20 protein-coding genes and 1 other annotated feature are annotated in these 22,100 nt (G+C 41.7%); of the genes, 18 read left to right on the top strand and 2 right to left on the bottom strand.

The window, feature by feature from the left end; translation table 11 throughout:
• The first annotated feature begins 2 nt into the window (after window positions 1-2).
• The 9 genes from ftsZ to D8802_RS02140 all read left to right on the top strand — a co-directional run bounded on the left by ftsZ (window position 3) and on the right by D8802_RS02140 (window position 9,025).
• Window positions 3-1,259 (top strand): cell division protein FtsZ, encoded by a 1,257-nt coding sequence (ftsZ, locus tag D8802_RS02180; RefSeq protein WP_125394622.1) that lies wholly within the window; start codon window positions 3-5, stop codon window positions 1,257-1,259.
• Between the two features lie 3 nt (window positions 1,260-1,262).
• Window positions 1,263-1,934, top strand: coding sequence for a YggS family pyridoxal phosphate-dependent enzyme (locus tag D8802_RS02175; RefSeq protein WP_125394621.1), 672 nt, complete (start codon window positions 1,263-1,265; stop codon window positions 1,932-1,934).
• Window positions 1,935-1,943: 9 nt separating this feature from the next.
• Window positions 1,944-2,477 (top strand): cell division protein SepF, encoded by a 534-nt coding sequence (locus tag D8802_RS02170; RefSeq protein ID WP_125394620.1) that lies wholly within the window; start codon window positions 1,944-1,946, stop codon window positions 2,475-2,477.
• Entirely contained in the window at window positions 2,477-2,737 is a 261-nt protein-coding gene (locus tag D8802_RS02165; protein ID WP_000576497.1) for a YggT family protein, read from the top strand. Before D8802_RS02170 ends, D8802_RS02165 begins: the two co-directional genes overlap by 1 nt.
• The gene (locus tag D8802_RS02160; protein ID WP_125394619.1) at window positions 2,734-3,525 is read left to right on the top strand and encodes a YlmH family RNA-binding protein; all 792 of its coding nucleotides are present in this window, start codon (window positions 2,734-2,736) and stop codon (window positions 3,523-3,525) included. Before D8802_RS02165 ends, D8802_RS02160 begins: the two co-directional genes overlap by 4 nt.
• Before the next feature lie 8 nt (window positions 3,526-3,533).
• Complete coding sequence (locus D8802_RS02155; RefSeq protein WP_125394618.1) at window positions 3,534-4,418, top strand: DivIVA domain-containing protein; 885 nt, start codon at window positions 3,534-3,536, stop codon at window positions 4,416-4,418.
• Window positions 4,419-4,420: 2 nt separating this feature from the next.
• Window positions 4,421-4,627 (top strand) — a binding site (T-box leader).
• Window positions 4,628-4,672: 45 nt separating this feature from the next.
• Window positions 4,673-7,465, top strand: coding sequence for an isoleucine--tRNA ligase (ileS, locus tag D8802_RS02150; RefSeq protein ID WP_125394617.1), 2,793 nt, complete (start codon window positions 4,673-4,675; stop codon window positions 7,463-7,465).
• A gap of 298 nt (window positions 7,466-7,763) precedes the next feature.
• Window positions 7,764-8,144 (top strand): hypothetical protein, encoded by a 381-nt coding sequence (locus tag D8802_RS02145; protein ID WP_125394616.1) that lies wholly within the window; start codon window positions 7,764-7,766, stop codon window positions 8,142-8,144.
• 188 nt (window positions 8,145-8,332) lie between these two features.
• The gene (locus D8802_RS02140) at window positions 8,333-9,025 is read left to right on the top strand and encodes a phosphoglycerate mutase (protein WP_000240126.1); all 693 of its coding nucleotides are present in this window, start codon (window positions 8,333-8,335) and stop codon (window positions 9,023-9,025) included.
• A gap of 125 nt (window positions 9,026-9,150) precedes the next feature.
• Here D8802_RS02140 and D8802_RS02135 read toward each other — a convergent pair whose 3' ends face one another.
• Window positions 9,151-9,723, bottom strand: coding sequence for a TetR/AcrR family transcriptional regulator (locus tag D8802_RS02135; protein WP_125394615.1), 573 nt, complete (start codon window positions 9,721-9,723; stop codon window positions 9,151-9,153).
• Window positions 9,724-9,863: 140 nt separating this feature from the next.
• Between D8802_RS02135 and D8802_RS02130 the strand changes: the two genes are divergently transcribed.
• From D8802_RS02130 to D8802_RS02095, 8 genes are all read left to right on the top strand, one after another.
• On the top strand, window positions 9,864-10,565 hold the full coding sequence (locus D8802_RS02130) for an ABC transporter ATP-binding protein (RefSeq protein ID WP_125394614.1): 702 nt from the start codon (window positions 9,864-9,866) through the stop codon (window positions 10,563-10,565).
• The gene (locus tag D8802_RS02125) at window positions 10,561-13,266 is read left to right on the top strand and encodes an FtsX-like permease family protein (protein WP_185758184.1); all 2,706 of its coding nucleotides are present in this window, start codon (window positions 10,561-10,563) and stop codon (window positions 13,264-13,266) included. Before D8802_RS02130 ends, D8802_RS02125 begins: the two co-directional genes overlap by 5 nt.
• 144 nt (window positions 13,267-13,410) lie before the next feature.
• Complete coding sequence (gene rpsO / locus D8802_RS02120) at window positions 13,411-13,680, top strand: 30S ribosomal protein S15 (protein ID WP_001018251.1); 270 nt, start codon at window positions 13,411-13,413, stop codon at window positions 13,678-13,680.
• A 785-nt stretch (window positions 13,681-14,465) separates the two neighbouring features.
• Complete coding sequence (locus tag D8802_RS02115; RefSeq protein WP_009730425.1) at window positions 14,466-15,077, top strand: CadD family cadmium resistance transporter; 612 nt, start codon at window positions 14,466-14,468, stop codon at window positions 15,075-15,077.
• A gap of 162 nt (window positions 15,078-15,239) precedes the next feature.
• On the top strand, window positions 15,240-16,286 hold the full coding sequence (locus D8802_RS02110) for a FecCD family ABC transporter permease (protein ID WP_125394612.1): 1,047 nt from the start codon (window positions 15,240-15,242) through the stop codon (window positions 16,284-16,286).
• 1 nt (window position 16,287) lies between these two features.
• Window positions 16,288-17,043, top strand: coding sequence for an ABC transporter ATP-binding protein (locus tag D8802_RS02105; protein ID WP_125394611.1), 756 nt, complete (start codon window positions 16,288-16,290; stop codon window positions 17,041-17,043).
• Window positions 17,044-17,062: 19 nt separating this feature from the next.
• Window positions 17,063-18,073, top strand: a complete 1,011-nt coding sequence (locus D8802_RS02100) for an ABC transporter substrate-binding protein (RefSeq protein WP_125394610.1) — start codon at window positions 17,063-17,065, stop codon at window positions 18,071-18,073.
• Window positions 18,054-18,746 carry an alpha/beta hydrolase-fold protein gene (locus tag D8802_RS02095; RefSeq protein ID WP_125394609.1) on the top strand — a complete coding sequence of 231 codons (693 nt, stop codon included), beginning with the start codon at window positions 18,054-18,056 and terminating at the stop codon, window positions 18,744-18,746. Before D8802_RS02100 ends, D8802_RS02095 begins: the two co-directional genes overlap by 20 nt.
• A gap of 42 nt (window positions 18,747-18,788) precedes the next feature.
• On the opposite strand, the gene D8802_RS02090 is transcribed toward D8802_RS02095, so the two are convergent.
• Window positions 18,789-19,538: a lysophospholipid acyltransferase family protein gene (locus D8802_RS02090; RefSeq protein WP_125394608.1), complete on the bottom strand. Its 750-nt coding sequence runs from the start codon at window positions 19,536-19,538 to the stop codon at window positions 18,789-18,791.
• A gap of 133 nt (window positions 19,539-19,671) precedes the next feature.
• On the opposite strand from D8802_RS02090, the gene D8802_RS02085 reads away from it, so the two are divergent.
• Window positions 19,672-22,008 carry a cation-translocating P-type ATPase gene (locus D8802_RS02085; protein WP_125394695.1) on the top strand — a complete coding sequence of 779 codons (2,337 nt, stop codon included), beginning with the start codon at window positions 19,672-19,674 and terminating at the stop codon, window positions 22,006-22,008.
• Window positions 22,009-22,100 lie beyond the last annotated feature (92 nt).

The raw sequence follows: 22,100 nt of genomic DNA, 5'->3' as shown, positions 1-22,100 counted from the left end.
TTATGACATTTTCATTTGATACAGCAGCTGCTCAAGGTGCAGTTATTAAAGTAATTGGTGTCGGTGGAGGCGGTGGTAATGCTATTAACCGCATGATCGACGAAGGTGTTTCAGGCGTAGAATTCATTGCGGCGAACACAGACGTACAAGCCTTAAGCAGTACAAAAGCTGAAACAGTTATCCAACTCGGACCAAAGTTGACTCGTGGTTTGGGTGCTGGTGGTCGTCCAGAAGTTGGACGTAAAGCTGCTGAAGAAAGCGAAGAAGCATTGACAGCAGCAATTAGCGGGGCAGACATGGTTTTCATCACTGCTGGTATGGGTGGAGGATCTGGAACAGGTGCTGCCCCAGTTATAGCGCGTATTGCAAAAGATCTTGGAGCTCTTACAGTTGGTGTTGTGACACGTCCTTTCGGATTTGAAGGAAGCAAACGTGGTCAGTACGCTGTAGAAGGAATCAATGAGCTTCGCGAGCATGTTGATACTTTGTTGATTATTTCAAACAACAATTTGCTTGAAATTGTTGACAAGAAGACACCGCTTCTTGAAGCTCTTAGCGAAGCAGATAACGTCCTTCGCCAAGGTGTTCAAGGGATTACAGACTTGATTACCAACCCTGGTTTGATCAACCTTGACTTTGCTGACGTGAAAACGGTTATGGCAAACAAAGGTAATGCCCTTATGGGGATCGGTATTGGTAGTGGTGAAGAGCGTGTCGTTGAAGCGGCTCGTAAAGCGATTTACTCACCACTTCTTGAAACTACCATTGACGGTGCTGAAGATGTCATTGTCAACGTTACTGGTGGTCTTGACTTGACCTTGATTGAAGCAGAAGAAGCTTCTGAAATCGTCAATCAAGCAGCAGGTCAAGGAGTGAATATCTGGCTTGGAACTTCTATTGACGAAAGCATGAAAGATGAAATTCGTGTAACAGTTGTAGCGACTGGTGTTCGTCAAGAACGTGTAGAAAAAGTTGTTGGTTCTTCAGTAAAACAAGCGGCTCGTCGTGAAGCTTCAAGACAATCGCACCCTCAAAATTTTGATCGTCATTTTGACCTAGAAGATACAGCAGAATTACCAAAACAAAGCCAACGACGCTTTGAAACAAGTCAATCTTCTGCTTTTGGTGATTGGGACTTGCGCCGTGAATCAATCGTTCGTCAAACTGATTCAGTCGTATCACCTGTAGAACGTTTCGAAGCACCGACTTATCAGGACGAAGATGAGTTGGACACACCTCCATTCTTCAAGAATCGTTAATCAATGGATTTGAAAAAAAATACAGAGTTCGTTTTTCAGCAGGTCGCTGAAGCTAGCCGAGAAGCAAATCGTGATCCAGCTTCTGTTTCAATTATTGCAGTGACGAAATATGTGGACGTAAAAACAGCGGAAGCCTTGCTTCCTCTGGGTGTTCATCATATTGGTGAAAATCGTGTTGATAAATTTTTAGAAAAATATCAGACGTTAAAAGAATTCCCTGTCACTTGGCATTTGATTGGAACGCTACAAAGACGGAAGGTCAAAGAAGTAATCCCTTTTGTGGATTACTTTCATGCTTTAGATTCCTTAAAATTAGCGCAGGAGATTCAAAAGAGAACAGATCATGTTATCAAGTGTTTCCTACAGGTCAATATTTCAGGAGAAGAAAGCAAGCACGGTTTTTCAAAAGAAGAATTACTAGAACTTTTGCCGGACTTGGCTCAGCTAGATCAGATTGAGTATGTTGGTTTGATGACCATGGCTCCTTTTGAGGCAGATTCTGATGAATTGAAACAAATTTTCAAGGAAACTCAGGAACTGCAAGCAGAAATTAGAGAAAAACAAATTCCTAATATGCCGATGACAGAGTTGAGCATGGGCATGAGTCGTGACTATAAGGAAGCGATTCAATTTGGTTCGACCTTTGTTCGAATTGGTACAGCATTTTTTAAATAGGAGAGACTTATGTCTTTAAAAGATAAATTTAATAAATTTATAGATTATTTTACAGAAGATGGGGAAGAAACAACTGCGACTTATCAACCTAAGGAAGAGCAGGTGACTGCTTCATCAATTTCAGTTCCTAAAGAACTACCCGCACAACCTCAATCAACTACTTCAAAAGATGCCAATATCACTCGCTTGCATGCTCGTCAACAAGAATTGGCTATGCAAAGTCATCGTACAGATGAAAAAGTAACGATTGATGTTCGTTATCCTAGAAAATATGAGGATGCAACAGAGATTGTGGATTTATTGGCTGGAAATGAAAGTATCTTGATTGACTTCCAGTACATGACAGAGGTTCAGGCTCGTCGTTGTCTAGACTATCTGGACGGTGCCCGTCATGTCTTGGCTGGTAATCTAAAAAAAGTTGCGAGTACAATGTATTTGTTGACGCCAGTTAATGTAGTTGTGAATATTGAAGATATCAAGTTACCTGATGATTCTCAAAGTGCAGAATTTGGTTTTGATATTAAACGAAGTAGAGCGAAATAATGATTTTTCTAATTCGTCTGATCCAAAATGCAGTGAATATCTATTCCCTGCTTTTGTTAATCTATGCACTCCTCTCTTGGTTTCCAAATTCTTATGGTAGCTCACTTGAACGTTTACTGGAAAAGCTGATTAGACCGATTGTTGATCCACTTCGCCGTTTACCTTTACAATTTGGAGGTTTGGATTTATCCATTTGGCTAGCAATCCTAATCGTTCGTTTTTTGGGTGATAGCTTGATTCGTTTCTTGTTGATACTATGATGACAAATAAAGCGATTTACCAGCACTTTTCTCTTGATGATGCTCCTTTTATTGATAAGGGATTAGAGTGGATCAAGCGGGTGGAAGATACCTATACTCCTGTTCTCACAGCTTTTGTCAATCCGCATCAGGAGCATATATTGAAGATTTTAGCTGGAACTTATGGACTGGGCTGTATGAGTAGTGGAGAATACATTCAAACGGAATTTGTCCGTGTCCTCCTGTATCCAGACTACTTTAGTCCGACACTGTCAGATTTTGAAATGGCATTGCTAGAGATCCATTATCCAAGTAGATTTGAACAGCTAACACATGCAAAGATTTTGGGGACAATCATCAATCAACTAGGAATTGATCGTAAGCTCTTTGGTGATATCTTGGTAGATGAAAAGAGAGCACAGATTTTTGTCAATCGTGATTTTATCCCTCTGTTTCAGGATGGGATACAAAAGATTGCTAGGCTACCTGTGTCGCTGGAGGAATGTCCTTTCACCGATAAAATCATATCTGAAATCAATTATCAAGAACAAGAGATTTTGATTTCCAGTTTTCGTTTGGATGCCCTCTTATCAAGTGCCTTGAAATTATCCAGAAAGCAGGCTGGTCAACTCATAGAGAAGAAATCTGTCCAGGTAAACTACCATCCTATAGAAAAATTAGATTATCTAGTATCTGTGGGGGATTTGATTAGTGTGAGAAAGTTTGGTCGTCTGAAGATTGTCAAAGAAAATGGGCAAACTAAAAGGGATAAGATAAAACTGACTATCCAATTATTATTAAGTAAGTGAGGAAAAGTATGCCAATTACATCATTAGAAATTAAAGATAAAACCTTTTCTACGAAATTCAGAGGGTTTGATCCAGAAGAAGTAGATGAATTTCTTGATATTGTTGTTCGTGATTACGAGGACTTAGTTCGCAATAATCACGAAATGGAAAGACACATTAGAAGTTTAGAAGAGCGCTTATCTTACTTTGATGAGATGAAGGATTCGTTGAGCCAGTCTGTTTTGATTGCTCAAGATACGGCTGAACGTGTAAAGCAAGCTGCTCAAGAGCGCTCAAACAATATTATTCAACAGGCTGAGCAAGATGCCCAGCGTCTCCTTGAAGAGGCGAAATACAAGGCTAATGAAATCCTACGTCAGGCAACAGATAATGCTAAGAAAGTAGCTGTTGAGACAGAAGAGTTGAAGAACAAGAGTCGTGTATTCCATCAACGCCTCAAGTCTACGATTGAGAGCCAGTTGGCAATTGTCGAATCTTCAGATTGGGAAGATATTCTTCGTCCGACTGCGACTTATCTCCAAACAAGTGATGAAGCCTTCAAGGAAGTCGTAGGTGAGGTCTTGGGAGAAGCTGTTCCTTCGCAACCAGAAGAAGAGCCGATTGATGTGACTCGCCAATTTTCACCTGAAGAAATGGCGGAGTTACAAGCCCGCATCGAAGCAGGTAACAAAGAATTAGCTGAGTTTGAAGTTCAGCAGGCTAACAGTCAAGCGGAAAGTCATGTGTTAGACATCAATACGGTTGTAGAAGAGATAAAGTCTCATTCAGTTGAGCCACAACATGAGGATTCAGAAATCGTGACAGAGTATTTCTCAGTATCGCCATCGGCAACTGGAACTGCTTCTTCAACTACTAGACATGAAGCACAACAAGAATCCGTTACAATATTATAAGAAATAAATGTGAGAACAATATCTGACTAACTATATTTTCAGCGAGTAGGAGATGGTGTGAGTCCTGCAATCCCTAGTGGTCAGATTATCCTCTCAAGCAATCCAGTCTGAAAAGAGTAAGATTGGACGTTGCCCACGTTACGGGACAAGAGGGGAAAAGACAAAGTCTTTTTCCGAACAAAGGTGGTACCACGATTTTCGTCCTTTTTAGCGATTCGTGGTTTTTAATTTGTCTATATAATAAAGGAGATATAATGAAACTCAAAGATACCCTAAATCTTGGAAAAACTGAATTTCCAATGCGTGCTGGACTTCCTACTAAAGAACCACTATGGCAAAAAGAGTGGGACGAAGCGAAACTTTACCAACGTCGTCAAGAATTGAACCAAGGAAAACCGCATTTCACCTTGCACGATGGACCTCCCTATGCCAACGGAAATATCCACGTTGGACATGCCATGAACAAGATTTCTAAAGATATTATTGTTCGTTCGAAATCGATGTCAGGATTTTATGCGCCTTACATCCCAGGTTGGGATACACATGGTTTGCCAATCGAGCAAGTCTTGGCAAAACAAGGCGTGAAACGTAAAGAAATGGACTTGGTTGAGTACTTGAAACTTTGCCGTGACTACGCTCTTTCTCAAGTTGATAAACAAAGAGAAGACTTTAAACGTTTGGGTGTTTCTGGTGACTGGGAAAATCCTTATGTGACTTTGACTCCAGACTACGAAGCGGCTCAAATCCGTGTCTTCGGAGAAATGGCTAAGAAAGGCTACATCTACCGTGGCGCCAAGCCAGTTTACTGGTCTTGGTCATCCGAATCAGCCCTTGCTGAAGCGGAAATTGAATACCATGACTTGCTTTCAACTTCCCTTTACTATGCTAACCGCGTCAAAGACGGAAAAGGTGTCCTAGATACTGATACTTACATCGTTGTTTGGACAACTACTCCATTTACCATTACAGCATCTCGTGGGTTGACTGTTGGTGCGGATATCGATTACGTAGTCGTACAACCAGCTGGTGAATCTCGTAAGTTTGTGGTTGCTTCAGAATTGTTGACCAGTTTGTCTGAAAAATTTGGCTGGGCTGATGTTCAGGTCTTGGCAACCTACCGTGGTCAAGAATTGAACCATATCGTAACAGCTCACCCATGGGATACGGCTGTAGATGAGTTAGTGATCCTTGGTGACCACGTTACGACTGACTCTGGTACTGGTATTGTCCATACAGCCCCTGGTTTTGGTGAGGACGACTACAATGTCGGTGTTGCCAACGGTCTTGAAGTTGCTGTAACAGTTAACGAACGCGGGATCATGATGGAAAATGCTGGTCCTGACTTTGCAGGTCGATTCTATGACAAGGTTGTGCCAACTGTTATTGAAAAACTGGGTGATTTGCTCCTTGCGCAAGAAGAAATCTCTCACTCCTATCCATTTGACTGGCGTACGAAAAAACCAATCATCTGGCGTGCAGTACCACAGTGGTTTGCTTCTGTATCTAAATTCCGCCAAGAAATCTTGGACGAAATTGAAAAAGTGAAGTTCCACTCAGAATGGGGTAAAGTGCGTCTTTACAACATGATTCGTGACCGTGGCGACTGGGTCATCTCTCGCCAACGTGCTTGGGGTGTGCCATTACCAATCTTCTATGCCGAAGACGGCACGCCAATCATGACAGCTGAAACTATTGAACACGTGGCTCAACTCTTTGAGGAACACGGGTCTATCATCTGGTGGGAACGTGATGCCAAAGACCTCTTGCCAGAAGGATTCACCCACCCAGGTTCACCAAATGGCGAGTTCAAGAAAGAAACAGACATCATGGACGTATGGTTTGACTCAGGTTCATCATGGAATGGTGTTGTAGTAAACCGTCCAGAACTCAAATATCCAGCAGACCTCTACCTAGAAGGTTCTGACCAATACCGTGGTTGGTTCAACTCTTCACTCATCACATCTGTTGCCAACCATGGCGTAGCGCCATACAAACAAATCTTGTCACAAGGATTTGCCCTTGACGGTAAAGGTGAAAAGATGTCTAAATCTCTTGGAAATACGATTGCTCCAAGCGATGTTGAAAAACAATTTGGTGCAGAAATCTTGCGTCTCTGGGTAACAAGTGTTGACTCAAGCAACGACGTGCGTATCTCTATGGATATCTTGAGCCAAGTCTCTGAAACTTATCGTAAAATCCGTAACACTCTTCGTTTCTTGATTGCTAATACATCTGACTTTAACCCAGCGCAGGACGCAGTCGCTTATGATGAGCTTCGTTCCGTTGATAAGTACATGACTATTCGCTTTAACCAACTTGTTAATACGATTCGTGATGCTTATGCCAACTTTGAATTTTTGACAATCTACAAGGCTTTGGTGAACTTTATCAACGTTGACTTGTCAGCCTTCTATCTTGACTTCGCTAAAGACGTTGTTTACATCGAAGGTGCCAAATCACTCGAACGCCGTCAAATGCAGACTGTCTTCTATGACATCCTTGTCAAAATCACGAAACTCTTGACACCAATCCTTCCTCACACTGCGGAAGAAATCTGGTCATATCTTGAGTTTGAAGCTGAAGAATTCGTTCAATTGTCTGAATTACCAGAAGCTGAAACTTTTGCCAACCAAGAAGAGATCTTGGATACATGGGCAGCTTTCATGGACTTCCGCGGACAAGCTCAAAAATCCTTGGAAGAAGCTCGTAATGCAAAAGTAATCGGTAAATCACTCGAAGCTCACTTAACAGTTTATCCTAATGAAGTGGTGAAAACTCTTCTTGGAGCAGTGGACAGCAATGTGGCTCAACTTTTGATCGTGTCAGAATTGACCATTGCAGAAGGAGCAGCTCCAGAGAGTGCAGTAAGCTTTGAGGATGTTGCCTTTACAGTTGAACGCGCTACAGGTGCAGTTTGTGACCGTTGCCGTCGTATCGATCCAACTACTGCTGAACGTAGCTACCATGCAGTCATCTGTGACCACTGTGCAGGCATCGTAGAAGAAAACTTTGCGGACGCAGTCGCAGAAGGATTTGAAGCGAAATAATCAGAAAGAGACTGAGAAAGGTCGCTAAAATCATAAAAACGCATAATATCAAGAGTTCAAGTGTTTTGATATTATGCGTTTTATCGTGGGAAAATTTACTAGACTTTTCCTCAAATGAGATTTTTCCTAGCCTGTCCGTGTAGATAATTAACATAATCAACTATTCAGTTTTCTCATAATTTTATATTTCTAATAATTATAAAAGAATTATGGAGCTTAAAATTCTTTAGAGAGTTTAAAGGGTATTAATATTCATTATAAAATTTTATAAGACTGTTTAATTTTTAGAGAAATTATTATGAAAACAAATACACTTGCTCGTGTTAACGCTATTTTTGGTCTTATTTCAGGAATTGTATTGCTCTTAGCGCCAGTCATCATGTTTATGATGGCTGTTGGAGCCGCTACAGCGACTGAAGACGCAGATGTAACAGTTGGGACATTGACAGGGATTTCAATTATTTTGTTATTGGTTAAAATTGCTGTTTTGGTATTGGGAATTGTTGCTATTGTTTATTATAAAGATGATGAACGTGTTACGAATGCACCTTCTGTTTTGCTCATTGTAGGTGGTGCGGTCGGTTTGATTCCACTTTTGGGATGGGTAGGTGGAATTCTAACCATTATTGGTGGTTCACTCTACTTTGGAACATTGAAAAAATTTGTAATTGAAGAGTAGTAGTTTTTTAATTATTTAGGAGAGACTGTTTCATTTTCTGTTGAGAACAATTATGATAATATAATAAAGAGAAGGCTGAGAAGCTCTTCTCTTTTTCGTTGATTTTCACTAGCTTTTTTGTGAAAAATTGTGTAAAATGGAATAGATAAACGAGGACAACCTCGAAAAATAAAAGGAGAATCCATCTAATGGTAAAATTGGTTTTTGCTCGCCACGGTGAGTCTGAATGGAACAAAGCTAACCTTTTCACTGGTTGGGCTGATGTTGATTTGTCTGAAAAAGGAACACAACAAGCGATTGACGCTGGTAAATTGATCAAAGAAGCTGGTATCGAATTTGACCAAGCTTACACTTCAGTATTGAAACGTGCGATCAAAACAACAAACTTGGCTCTTGAAGCTGCTGACCAATTGTGGGTTCCAGTTGAAAAATCATGGCGCTTGAACGAACGTCACTACGGTGGTTTGACTGGTAAAAACAAGGCTGAAGCTGCTGAACAATTTGGTGATGAGCAAGTTCACATCTGGCGTCGTTCATACGATGTATTGCCTCCAAACATGGACCGTGATGATGAGCATTCAGCTCACACTGACCGTCGTTACGCTTCACTTGACGACTCAGTTATCCCAGATGCTGAAAATTTGAAAGTAACTTTGGAACGTGCCCTTCCATTCTGGGAAGACAAAATCGCTCCAGCACTTAAAGATGGTAAAAACGTATTCGTAGGAGCTCACGGTAACTCAATTCGTGCCCTTGTAAAACACATCAAACGCTTGTCAGACGACGAAATCATGGACGTGGAAATCCCTAACTTCCCACCATTGGTATTCGAATTTGACGAAAAATTGAACGTAGTTTCTGAATACTACCTTGGAAAATAATCTATAAACAGAAAGCCTAGGAATTCCTAGGCTTTTTTGTATCTAAGTTTAAAAAAAGGCAATTTAGCTAATTGAAAAAGTATAAAATGAGAGGATATAGCTTATGAAATAGTAAGTTGTATGAATTAATCTTCCTTTGATTCGTAGTTCCAGTGTTCGTAGTTATAGGTTGATAAGATTATATCCGTGATTTCTTCCGGTTCTTCTTGCGCTCCCCCAGCAATCCAAAGAGAAATAATCCCTTCAATACTTGATAAGAAGATTTCCAAAGCGTACTTGTGAGGAATTTGGAAGTTTTCTGATAAGAAATGACGAGTCCTTTCTATTTGATTTTCAGTTAGAATAATGCTACTTAGAAATTCACGAATTGCACCACGAAAGTCTATGTAATGACTTTGAGACAAGGCGTTGATAAGGCGTTCGTTCGAACGTAATATATAAAAGTTGGCTAACATAAACTTTCTAGGCGATTCTCTTTCTTTTTCTAAAAAAATGTAGAGCTGGGAAATGATTTCACTTTTAAAACTGTCAATCATTTGATATTTGTCTTCATAGTGTAGATAGAAAGTTCCCCTATTAATTCCTGCTCGTTTGCAGAGCTTACTAATTGATATATTTTCAAATTTCTCCTCTGATAGCAACTGAATCAAAGCTTCCTTGATGTCTTCCTTAGTAGTAGTTTTTCGTTTCTGAACCATTTTTCTTCCTTCTTCTTAAATCAACACTTTGTTGATTTTTGATTATTGCTTTTTGACTTAGCCCATTATATAATATTTGTGATTTAGAATCAACACTTTGTTGATTTAAGGAAACGAGCTTTGAAAAGGAGATGAATGATATGGCTTATATTGAAATGAAACACAGCTACAAGCGTTACCAGGTTGGGGATACGGAGATTGTGGCTAATCGCGATGTGAATTTTGAAATTGAAAAAGGGGAGCTGGTTATCATACTTGGCGCTTCAGGTGCTGGAAAATCAACCGTTCTCAATCTCCTAGGAGGTATGGATACCAATGATGAGGGGGAGATTTGGATTGATGGTGCCAATATTGCCAACTATAGTTCGCACCAACGAACAAACTATCGTCGTGAAGATGTAGGCTTTGTTTTTCAGTTTTACAATCTAGTCTCCAATCTGACAGCCAAGGAAAATGTGGAACTGGCTTCAGAAATCGTGACAGATGCCTTGGATCCAGAGCAAGTGCTCAAAGACGTAGGGCTAGGTCATCGCCTCAATAACTTTCCAGCCCAGCTTTCTGGAGGGGAGCAACAGCGAGTCTCCATTGCACGCGCTGTAGCCAAAAATCCTAAAATTCTCCTCTGTGATGAACCGACAGGTGCCTTGGATTACCAGACGGGGAAGCAAGTCTTGAAGATTCTCCAAGACATGTCTCGTCAAAAAGGAGCGACTGTGATTATCGTGACCCACAATGGCGCGCTAGTTCCTATTGCGGATCGGGTGATTCACATGCGTGATGCCACGGTTAAGAGTGTGACGATTAATGAGCATCCGCAGGATATCGATACATTGGAGTATTAGGATGAAAAAAACATATCGGAAAGACCTATTTCAGTCAGTGACGACATCAAAGGGACGCTTTGTTTCTATCTTGACCTTGATGATGCTGGGTTCTTTAGCTCTAGTTGGCCTCAAAGTAGCCAGTCCCAACATGGAACGTACGGCAGAAGATTATCTCCGTAAAGCCAATACTCTGGATCTGGCCGTGATAGCTGATTATGGCTTGGACAAAAAAGACCAAGACGAACTAAAGACACTTCAAGGAGCAAGTGTTGAGTTTGGCTATATGGCAGACCTAACCGTTGAAAATAGTGAAGAAGCGGTTCGACTTTATTCCAAACCAGAGAGCATTTCAACCTTCCAAGTGACAGAAGGGCGACTGCCAGAAGCAGTTGAGGAAATTGCCCTAGCTGACTTCTGGAAAGACCGTTATCAGATTGGGCAGACCATTACCTTTACTAAGAAAGAAGAAAAGTCCGTCGTAAAATCCCAAACTTTCACAATTATTGGATTTGTTCAGTCGGGTGAAATTCTTTCTAAGGAAGATTTAGGAAGTGCTAGTAGTGGAAATGGAAGCTTGGCTGGCTATGGAGTGATTTTACCCAGTCAGTTTGACTCAGATGTCTATAGTATCGCGCGTGTGCGCTATGACGATTTAAAAAATCTGGATGCTTTTTCATCAGACTATAGGAGCAAACGAGATCAACATCAGGAAGACTTGCAAGACTTGCTTGCCGATAATGGTCAAAAAAGATTGGCAAATATCAAATCAAATGGGCAAAAGAGCTTGGAAAATGGGAAAGAGCAGCTCCAAACAGCAGAAGGTAACCTTCAAAAAGGAAAGAGTCAGTTAGAACAGGCTGAAAGTCGATTGAAAACGCAAGAAGAACAAGCGACCGCTTTGCCTGAACCACAAAAGAGTCAAGCCAAGGGACAGCTGACAAAAGCTAAGGAAGAATTGGCTACAGAAAAAGAAAAAATGGCTCAGAAAGAGAGTGATCTAGCCAAGGAAAAAGAGAAGCTTGAACAACGTCAGAAAGAGCTTGATGAACTGACAGAGCCGACTTACCACGTTTACAACCGCCAAACCATGCCAGGGGGTCAAGGCTATCTCATGTACAGTAACGCTTCAGCAAGCATTCGATCAGTCGGAAATATCTTCCCAGTGGTGCTTTATATGGTCGCGGCAATGGTGACCTTTACAACGATGACTCGCTTTGTGGATGAAGAGCGCACCAATGCTGGTATTTTCAAGGCCTTGGGTTACCGAAATCGAGATATAGTTGCCAAGTTTGTCCTCTATGGTTTTCTTGCAGGAACTGTAGGAACCATTTTAGGAACGCTTCTAGGACATTATCTCCTTGCAGGAGTGATTTCGGATGTTATAACAACTGGGATGGTCGTTGGGAAAAGTCAGGAGTATTTTTACTGGTCTTATAGCCTTCTTGCCCTAGCCTTAAGTTGGGTATCCAGCGTTTTGCCAGCTTATCTGGTAGCGCGGAGGGAACTACACGATGAAGCAGCCCAACTCTTACTTCCCAAGCCTCCCGTTAAAGGAGCAAAGATTTTACTGGAACGCCTGAGCTTTATTTGGAGTCGTATGAGCTTTACTCATAAGGTCACGGCGCGAAATATTTTTCGTTATAAGCAACGAATGTTGATGACCATTTTTGGAGTTGCGGGTTCGGCTGCTCTCTTATTTGCAGGTCTTGGCATTCAGTCTTCTGTGGGAGGCGTTGTTGAGCGCCAATTTGAACAAATCCAGCAATACCAGATGATTGTAGCGGAAAAGAGCAGTGCAACGGAGCAAGAAAAAGCAGATTTAGAAAGCGCCTTGCAGGCTGAATCTATCTATGCTTATCAAAAGATTTACTCTAAATCCATTGAAAAAGATTTCAAAGGAAAAGCAGGACTTCAAACCATCACTATGATGGTTACTAGTGGAGAAGACTTTAAGCCTTTTATCATATTAGAGGAAAATGGGCGAGAGGTGCAGGTCACCGATGGAGCGGTCGTGAGTCAAAAATTAGCCCAACTAGCAGGTGTTACGGTTGGAGATGAGCTGGAGCTTGATGGGAAGGAAATCAAGGTCGCAGCTATTTCTGAAAACTATGTTGGACACTTTGTTTATCTCAACCGAGCGACTTACGAACAAGTCTATGGAATCAGTCCGCAAGACAATACCTACCTAGTAAAATTAAAAGAGCCAACACCTTCCAATACGGAGAAAGAAGTTGCTACCTTCATGGAAAAAGATGCTGTTTCTGGGGTCGTCCAGAATGCGACGGCCATCCATCTCTTTGAATCTGTGGCTAGTTCGCTCAATAAAACCATGGCAATCCTTGTCCTTGTTTCCGTCTTACTAGCCATTGTCATTCTTTACAATCTAACGAATATCAATGTGGCAGAACGTATCCGCGAACTTTCCACTATCAAGGTTCTCGGTTTCCACAATAAAGAAGTGACCCTCTATATCTACCGCGAGACTATGGTGCTGTCCTTTGTGGGGATTGCTCTCGGTTTGGTAGTTGGCTACTATTTACATCAATTTTTGATTCAAATGATTTCACCTGCTACCATACTCTTTTATCCTCAGGTCAGCTGGGAAGTCTATGCTCTTCCAATCGTCGCAGTGACTGTGATTTTGGCTTTACTGGGCGTCTTTGTCAATCACCACTTGAGAAAGGTGGATATGCTCGAAGCCCTGAAATCAGTAGAGTAATTCACGGGTTTAAACAGTAAATCAGTTGACAAAGTCCCTGCTTCTTGGTAGAATAAGAACTGTCGTAAAGACAAATAACTTCTTCTTGGTTGCAGGCATGCCAACCTGTCACTCGGATGAAGCCAAATAAAAAGGAGAAACATCATGGCAATCTCAAAAGAGAAAAAAAATGAAATCATCGCACAATATGCACGTCACGAAGGTGATACAGGTTCAGTAGAGGTTCAAGTTGCTGTCCTTACTTGGGAAATCAACCACCTTAACGAACACATCAAACAACACAAAAAAGACCACGCTACTTACCGTGGATTGATGAAAAAAATCGGTCGCCGTCGTAACTTGCTTGCATACTTGCGTAAAAACGACGTTAACCGTTACCGTGAGTTAATCAACTCTCTTGGACTTCGTCGTTAATCTTGCGTCTAAAACGTTTCTATACTTCGTTGGCTTCGACTCGATGTACCATTAGTACAATCTTCGCCTCGTCGCCTAGTCTATAAACGTTTTATCCAGCAAGATTGGAGCTCTCTGATATTCAGAGGGCTTTTTATGTTGTCACCTTGCCTCGATATACTCAAGTATAATCTTCGGTTACGGTTCCTAGCACTGTAAGGTAAAATAAACCAGATCATCTCCCTTCGGGGAGATTTTTTGTTTCACTAACATTTTTGTACAATCTTCGGCTCATCGCCTAGTCTATAAACGGTTTATCCGGCAAGAATCATGATGCTAAGGGCGTTAAAAATCCGTATGAAAATAGGGAAAGGAAACAGTGTTCGATGAACACAAGGAGTTTCATCTTTTTCACTAGGATTTTAGCCCGAGCTCAAATCAGCTCTCTGACTTCAGAGAGCTTTTTTATTGAGGTTTTATCGGTCATAATTTTGGAGACTACAAAAACCTCAAATAGTATCAGCTAATGACACCATGAAGGTGCGCAGTTACTCGGCTTTTCAAGCCAAGTAACTGTCTGCAAGCCCCCTCGGAGAGCCCACACTTTACGAAGTAAAGTATAGTATGTTATACTTTACATGGAAGTAGTCACCGAATTCCAGTTAGAAATTACTTTGTAACTACGTTTTGAGGAGGAGTAAAATGCTTTCCTACGTTCGACATTACCCACTAGCGATAGCTAAATTAATGTGTCTGTGCTCTCCTAAAATCTGCTGATTTATTACTAACTAATACAGGAGGTTTTTATGGGACAGACAATCATATCTGCTATTGGTGTTTATATTTCCACCAGTATCGATTATTTAATTATTTTAATTATTTTATTTGCACAGCTATCACAGAATAAACAGAAATGGCATATTTATGCGGGGCAATATCTAGGAATAGGCTTACTTGTAGGGGCGAGTTTAGTTGCTGCTTATGTCGTTAATTTCGTTCCTGAAGAATGGATGGTTGGATTGCTTGGTTTAATCCCTATCTATTTAGGGATTCGCTTTGCAATTGTTGGAGAAGGTGAGGAAGAAGAGGAAGAAATTATTGAAAGATTAGAACAAAGCAAGGCAAATCAACTGTTTTGGACAGTTACATTGCTGACAATTGCGTCTGGCGGAGATAATTTAGGTATCTATATACCTTATTTTGCTTCGTTAGATTGGTCACAGACCCTCGTGGCGTTGCTTGTGTTTGTAATCGGCATAATTATCTTTTGCGAGATTAGTCGGATGTTATCCTCTATTCCGTTAATATTCGAGACAATTGAAAAATACGAGCGAATCATTGTGCCCTTAGTATTCATTCTACTTGGACTATACATCATGTATGAAAATGGCACGATAGAGACTTTTCTGACCGTGTAGATTTTTTTGTTTCACTAGGATTTTAGTCCGAGCTCAAATCAGCTCTCTGATTTTCAGAGGGCTTTTTCTATATATGTCCCTATCCTTGTTCATCTAATAGAAATATGGTATACTTTTTTATGAGAATTTTCTAAATTTTTAATTTTGTTTAAGGAGGTTTTCATGCTTTCCAAATTTTCTGGAAGCCGACAAGATTTGCAATTTGTGTTGTTTTTGGTTATTTTGCTAGGTATTTTAGGGATTTCACTTTTTCTAGCTGTTTCTATGGGATCCGTAGCGATTGACTTAGGAGATACCTATCGGATCATTTTGAGCAGATTGGGATTTCCTCTTGAGATAGGAGAGGTTTCCAAGTCCACTCTTGCCATTGTATGGAACATGAGATTCCCCCGAGTATTGTTAGGTCTGATAGTAGGGGCTGGACTTTCTATGTGTGGTAGCGTGATGCAGTCTACAGTGAACAATCCCATCGCAGAGCCTTATGTCTTAGGAATTTCTGCGGGTGCAACTTTGGGTGCAACCTTGAGCATCATTCTTGGTTTAAAATTGGTGATTAGCCTTGGAGCTTTTCTTGGAGCTATTTTGGCAACAATTGCTGTCCTTATCATTGCCTCTATGCAGGGCAGGATGACGACTTCTAGTCTGATCTTATCAGGAACGGTGGTCAATGCTCTCTTTCTGGCATTTTCCAACTTTATTATCTCAGTTGGCGCTAATGCGGACAGTGTGATGACCATTAAGTTTTGGACCATGGGTTCGCTTGCTGGGACTTCTTGGTCTGACTTAGTCCTGCCAACTATAGTAGTAGGATTGGCCTTTCTATTTTTCGCTACCCAGTATCGTGTTTTTAATGCGATGATGATGGGAGATGAAACTGCTTTAACTTTGGGAATTCCCTTACGCTTCTACTGGTATCTTTATGTGACCATGGTGGCTGTGCTGACAGCAGTCTTAGTAGCAACTTGTGGGATTATTGGATTTGTTGGTCTCATTACTCCTCACTTAGCTCGAGGGTTAGTAGGAACGAATTACAGAAGACTTTTTCCTGTTGCGACCATACTGGGTGCCCTCTTTGTGGTCTGGGCAGATGTACTCTCTCGTGTCATCATTCCAAATGCTGAGCTGCCGATTGGTATTTTCACAGCCTTAGTAGGTGCTCCCTTCTTCATCTACATTGTAGGAGGTAGGCGAAGGGAGGTGAGGGCCTGATATGGACTTGATTTGTCAGGATGTCCACTTTGGACTAGAAGAGAAAAAAATCCTCAAAGGAATTTCTCTTAAGGTTGAGGGACATCAATTCCACACGATACTAGGGCCAAATGGAAGTGGAAAAACCAGCCTGCTTAAACTCCTCTATCGTCAGGAAAGGGCGGACAAAGGCTTGATAAGACTAGATGGAATGCCACTGGAGCATTGGTCACTCAAAGAAACAGCCAAGCAAATGGCAGTTGTTACCCAGTTTAATCAATTGCAGTTTGATTGTACAGTTGAGGAAATTGTCTTGCTGGGAAGAACTCCCCACCTCTCTTTTTTACAGAAGGAAAAGGAAAGAGATTATGTCCTCGTTCAGGATGCTCTCGTCAAAGTGGATATGCTTGAGAAGAAAACTCGTCTCTATTCGTCTCTTTCAGGGGGGGAGAAACAACGAGTCTTATTAGCCCGCGCCTTGGCGCAAGAACCGACTCTCTTGCTCCTGGACGAACCAACCAATCACCTGGATATCAAGTACCAGCTAGACTTGTTGGCCATTGTGAAGAATCTCAAGGTCAATGTTTTAGCTGTCCTACATGATATTCAACTTGCTTGTCGCTATTCGGATTATCTCTATCTGATGAAAGAGGGGGAAATCCTTTACCAAGGGACTCCAAAGGAGACCATCACCCCTGAGTCATTGCAAACTGTATATGGAGTTCAAAGTCAGGTTACTTGGACCGAGGATCAGCAAGCTATGATTCACTATTTATAAGAAAGAAAAGGAAAACAAAATGAAAAAAACACTCAGTATTTTACTCGTAACAGTAGCTACCTTAACCATGGCAGCTTGTGGCAACACTACTACAGAAAAAGCTACCACACAATCTAGCGCAGAAACAAGTCAAAAGGCCAGCACAGAGACGACTTATCCGTTAACGGTCAAGACCTATGATACTAAGGGAAATGAAGTCGAACAAGTCTTTGACAAGGCACCTGAAAAAGTTATCACCAACAATCTTTCAACCACTGAAATTTTGTTGGAGTTAGGCTTGAAGGATAAAATTGCTGGCATGCTTAACCCTGATAATGCTGTGACGGACAAATACAAAGACGCGATTGCGACGATTCCTCAAATCGGTGATAAAAAAACAGTCTCACAAGAGACAGTCCTTTCTTATGAGCCAGACGCTGTGATGGGTCGAAACATGATGTTTTCTGAAAAATCCTTGGGAACAGTTAGCACTTGGAATGAAAACAAAATCCCAGTCTATACGCAAAAAGCTTCTCTCTCAACGATTCAGCAAGATTTGGGAAATATTGTAGAAGACGTTAAAAATCTTGGAATGATTTTCAATGTTCAGGACAAGGCTAATGAATACGCAGCCCAATTACAAGCTAAGATTGACGCTGTTAAGAAAGCAAACCCAACAAGCCAAGGTGAAAAGAAAAAGGCTTTGATTATGGTTGCTTATAATGACGAAACCTTTGGTGCTTACAAGTCTGCTTTGCAAGAAAGCTTGTTGAATCAACTTGGTTATACAAATGTTGCAACGGGAACATCAGGCTTGACCTTGGAAAATCTCGTGTCAATGGATCCTGAGTTGATTATCTATGTAACCAGCGACCGCAATAAAAAATTGGATGCTAACGCAGTAGAGTTGATGAAGGCAAATGAAGTTTTGGAAAACGTTCCTGCAATTAAGAATCAAAAAATCATGACTATTTCTTACGATGAGTTGATGGACTATGGTCCAGCAGTGATTGATTCCCTTGAGAAAATCAATGACTTTATCAATAAATAATGAGTTTGATTGGGAAGGGATCCAAGTTAAGGTCAGCCTTCCTTCGACCTATGATCCCAATCAAACCTATCCAGCTATTTTCTTGAATGATGGAAACTTGGATTTCCTATCATCTCTTTCCGAATCTGTGATTTTAGTGGGCTTGACCTCTAAAAATCGCCTAGACGACTACACTCCCTGGAAGGCAGCTGCTCTGAGAGAGGGGGCTCCAGATTTTGGTGGTCAGGCAAATGCCTATCATGGTCATTTATTTGGAGGTCTTTTAGATAAGTTGCAGTCGCTTTATCGTCTGGACAAAAATCGCCTTGCTTATGGAGGGTATTCATTAGGTGGTTTGGCGGCAGTATACAGTCTTTTCCGTTTTGATAAGGTCTCCTGTATCTTCTCTATCTGTGGTTCCTTTTGGTATCCTGATTTTACGACTTATTGCAGGGAAGAGACAGTGAAAAATCTAGACTGTTTGCTGTATTTACAGAATGGTCAAACAGAAGGAGCCCATCATACCAATCGCTTGGCTCAAGCACCAGCCTATGCTGAGCAGCTCCATACCAGCTTTCAGCAACGCTATCCAACTGGTCAGTTTGTCTTTGATCCCTATGGGCATCATGAGCAAGTGGCTGAACGATTCCTAGCCTTTTCCAACTGGTTGGCCCAAAAATGGAAAATTGCATAAAAGAAATATCCCTTGGTAAAAGCCAAGGGATAATTGTATTTTTTAGCCAAGAGCCTCTCTCTTCTTATCTGGATTCCAGATAAAGCTTGCAATAAAGCTAAAGATAATCGTTAGAATACCCACAACCACAGCAAGGATGAGGGCAGGGATTCGGACAAACCACCAGAGTGGGTTTGGTTTTTTATCATTGTGCCATTGCTTGGTTTCTTCGTCCAAACGTTGGAATTCTGCTTGGATACGGTCTGCAACCATTTCGATTCCTTCATCATTCATTTTCTTGATGTCTGAGATGTCGATAGGATTTCCAAAGTTCATATCCACACGTTCACGGCTGACTAAGCCTTTCAAGGTCATGGGACCTGTGTAGGTAACAGGCATGATACGAACCTTGGCCATTTTGGCAATCAAGGCAACTCCACCCTTGACATCGTTTGAGTGACGGCTCCCACTTGGAAACATGATGAGAGAGCGGTCACTTTTTTTGAGGACGTTGATAGGGTACTTGATGGCAGAGGCGCTAGGATTTTCCCGGTCGATAGGAAAGGCGCCACACATACGGATCCACCAGCCAAAGATACGGTTGTTAAACAGCTCTTTTTTGGCCATAAAGATGAACTGTTTTGGCTTGGTCGCAAAGGCCATGTAAACAGGATCCCACCAGGTACGATGAGGTGCGACGAGGATATAGTTTTCATCTTGACTAGGGATTTTATCAGTATTGTGGTAGTGAGCATTGCCATTGATGGACCACAAAATCAGCATGACTAGTCCACGCAAATAAGTATAAAACATGAGAACTCCTTCGATTGTATTGCTTTTATTATTATACCTTATCGAAAGACTACTGGCAAACTTTTTCAGTTATCAGTGGACAGTTTTTGGATGAGATTAGAATTCTGCTAGAAAAAATGATATGATAGAATTTATGGATAAAAATAAGATAATGGGATTAACCCAAAGAGAAGTCAAGGAAAGACAGGCTCAAGGTTTGGTCAATGACTTTACCGCGTCGGCCAGTACCAGTACTTGGCAAATCTTTAAACGAAATGTTTTTACACTTTTTAACGCATTAAACTTTGCTATTGCCCTAGCGCTAGCCTTTGTGCAGGCTTGGAGCAATCTGGTTTTCTTTGCTGTTATCTGCTTCAACGCTTTTTCTGGGATTGTGACCGAGCTACGGGCCAAACATATGGTGGACAAGCTCAATCTCATGACCAAGGAAAAGGTCAAAACCATCCGTGAGGGTCAAGAAGTTGCCCTCAATCCAGAAGAATTGATTCTAGGAGATGTCATTCGTTTGTCTGCGGGAGAGCAGATTCCTAGTGATGCTCTGGTTCTGGAAGGCTTCGCGGAAGTCAATGAAGCCATGTTGACGGGTGAGAGTGATTTGGTGCAAAAGGAAGTTGACGCCTTGCTTTTGTCAGGAAGTTTCCTAGCCAGTGGGGCAGTTTTGGCTCAAGTCCACCATGTCGGGGCAGAAAACTATGCTGCCAAACTCATGCTGGAAGCTAAGACAGTGAAACCAATCAACTCCCGTATCATGAAATCGCTAGACAAGCTAGCCGGTTTTACTGGGAAGATTATCATTCCCTTTGGTCTAGCTCTCCTGCTAGAAGCCTTGATGTTAAAAGGTTTGCCCCTCAAGTCATCCGTTGTAAATTCGTCGACGGCCCTTTTGGGAATGTTACCCAAGGGAATCGCCCTTTTGACCATTACTTCACTCTTGACTGCGGTGATCAAGCTGGGCTTGAAAAAGGTTTTGGTACAGGAGATGTACTCTGTTGAGACCTTGGCGCGCGTGGATATGCTCTGTCTGGACAAGACGGGCACCATAACCCAAGGAAAGATGCAAGTGGAGGCTGTTCTTCCACTGACGGAAACTTATGGTGACGAGGCTATTGCCAGCATTTTGACTAGTTATATGGCCCATAGTGAGGATAAGAATCCAACAGCCCAAGCTATTCGCCAACGTTTCCAAGGTCAGGTAGCCTACCCTATGCTTTCGAATCTTCCTTTCTCAAGCGACCGCAAGTGGGGAGCTATGGAGTTAGAAGGGCTAGGAACGGTTTTCTTAGGTGCGCCTGAAATGTTGTTGGACTCTGAAGTCCCAGAAGCCAGAGAGGCCTTGGAGAGAGGGTCACGTGTCCTGGTCTTAGCCTTCAGTCAGGAAAAACTAGATCATCACAAACCACAGAAACCATCTGATATTCAGGCTCTGGCCTTGCTGGAGATTTTGGACCCCATTCGAGAAGGAGCAGCAGAGACACTGGACTATCTTCGTTCTCAGGAAGTGGGACTCAAGATTATCTCTGGTGACAATCCCGTTACAGTGTCCAGCATTGCCCATAAGGCTGGCTTTGCAGACTATCACAGCTATGTAGATTGTTCGAAAATCACGGATGATGAATTGATTGCCATAGCTGAGGAAACAGCAATTTTTGGTCGTGTTTCCCCTCATCAAAAGAAACTCATCATCCAAACTCTGAAAAAAGCAGGGCATACAACAGCTATGACAGGGGATGGTGTCAATGATATCCTGGCTCTTCGTGAGGCGGATTGTTCGATTGTAATGGCTGAGGGGGATCCGGCGACTCGTCAGATTGCCAATCTGGTTCTTTTGAACTCAGACTTCAATGATGTTCCTGAGATTCTTTTCGAAGGTCGCCGTGTGGTCAATAACATCGCCCATATCGCACCAATTTTCTTGATTAAGACCATTTATTCCTTCTTGCTCGCAGTCATCTGTATTGCCAGTGTTCTTCTAGGACGGTCTGAGTGGATCTTGATTTTCCCTTTCATTCCAATCCAGATTACCATGATCGACCAATTCGTGGAAGGTTTCCCACCATTCGTTCTGACTTTTGAGCGGAATATCAAGCCTGTTGAGCCAAATTTCCTCAGAAGATCTATGCTTCGTGCCCTACCAAGCGCTCTTATGGTCGTGTTTAGCGTTCTGTTTGTCAAAATATTTGGGGCTAGCCAAGGTTGGTCAGAGTTAGAAATCTCGACCCTACTTTATTATCTCCTTGGGTCTATCGGTTTCTTATCCGTATTTAGAGCTTGCATGCCATTCACCCTCTGGCGTGTACTCTTGGTTATTTGGTCAGTAGGAGGCTTCCTAGCCACAGCTCTCTTCCCAAGGATTCAAAAACTACTTGAAATTTCAACCTTAACTGGACAAACATTCCCTGTTTACCTTGTCATGATGGCTGTCTTTACTGTGATATTTATCTTAACAAGTCGTTACCAATCCAGAAAATAAAGAAAGACTGCAATCTGTGTATTGCGGTCTTTTTAGGTGCAAGATTGCTAGCTGAAATATGGTATAATAAGAGGTAACAGAGTTTTGGAAAG

This window comes from Streptococcus oralis (genome assembly GCF_003943395.1).
Lineage (GTDB): Bacteria > Bacillota > Bacilli > Lactobacillales > Streptococcaceae > Streptococcus > Streptococcus oralis_BF.
Note: the sequence above shows the minus strand (reverse complement) of the source record. Positions and strands in the feature narration are given on the sequence as shown.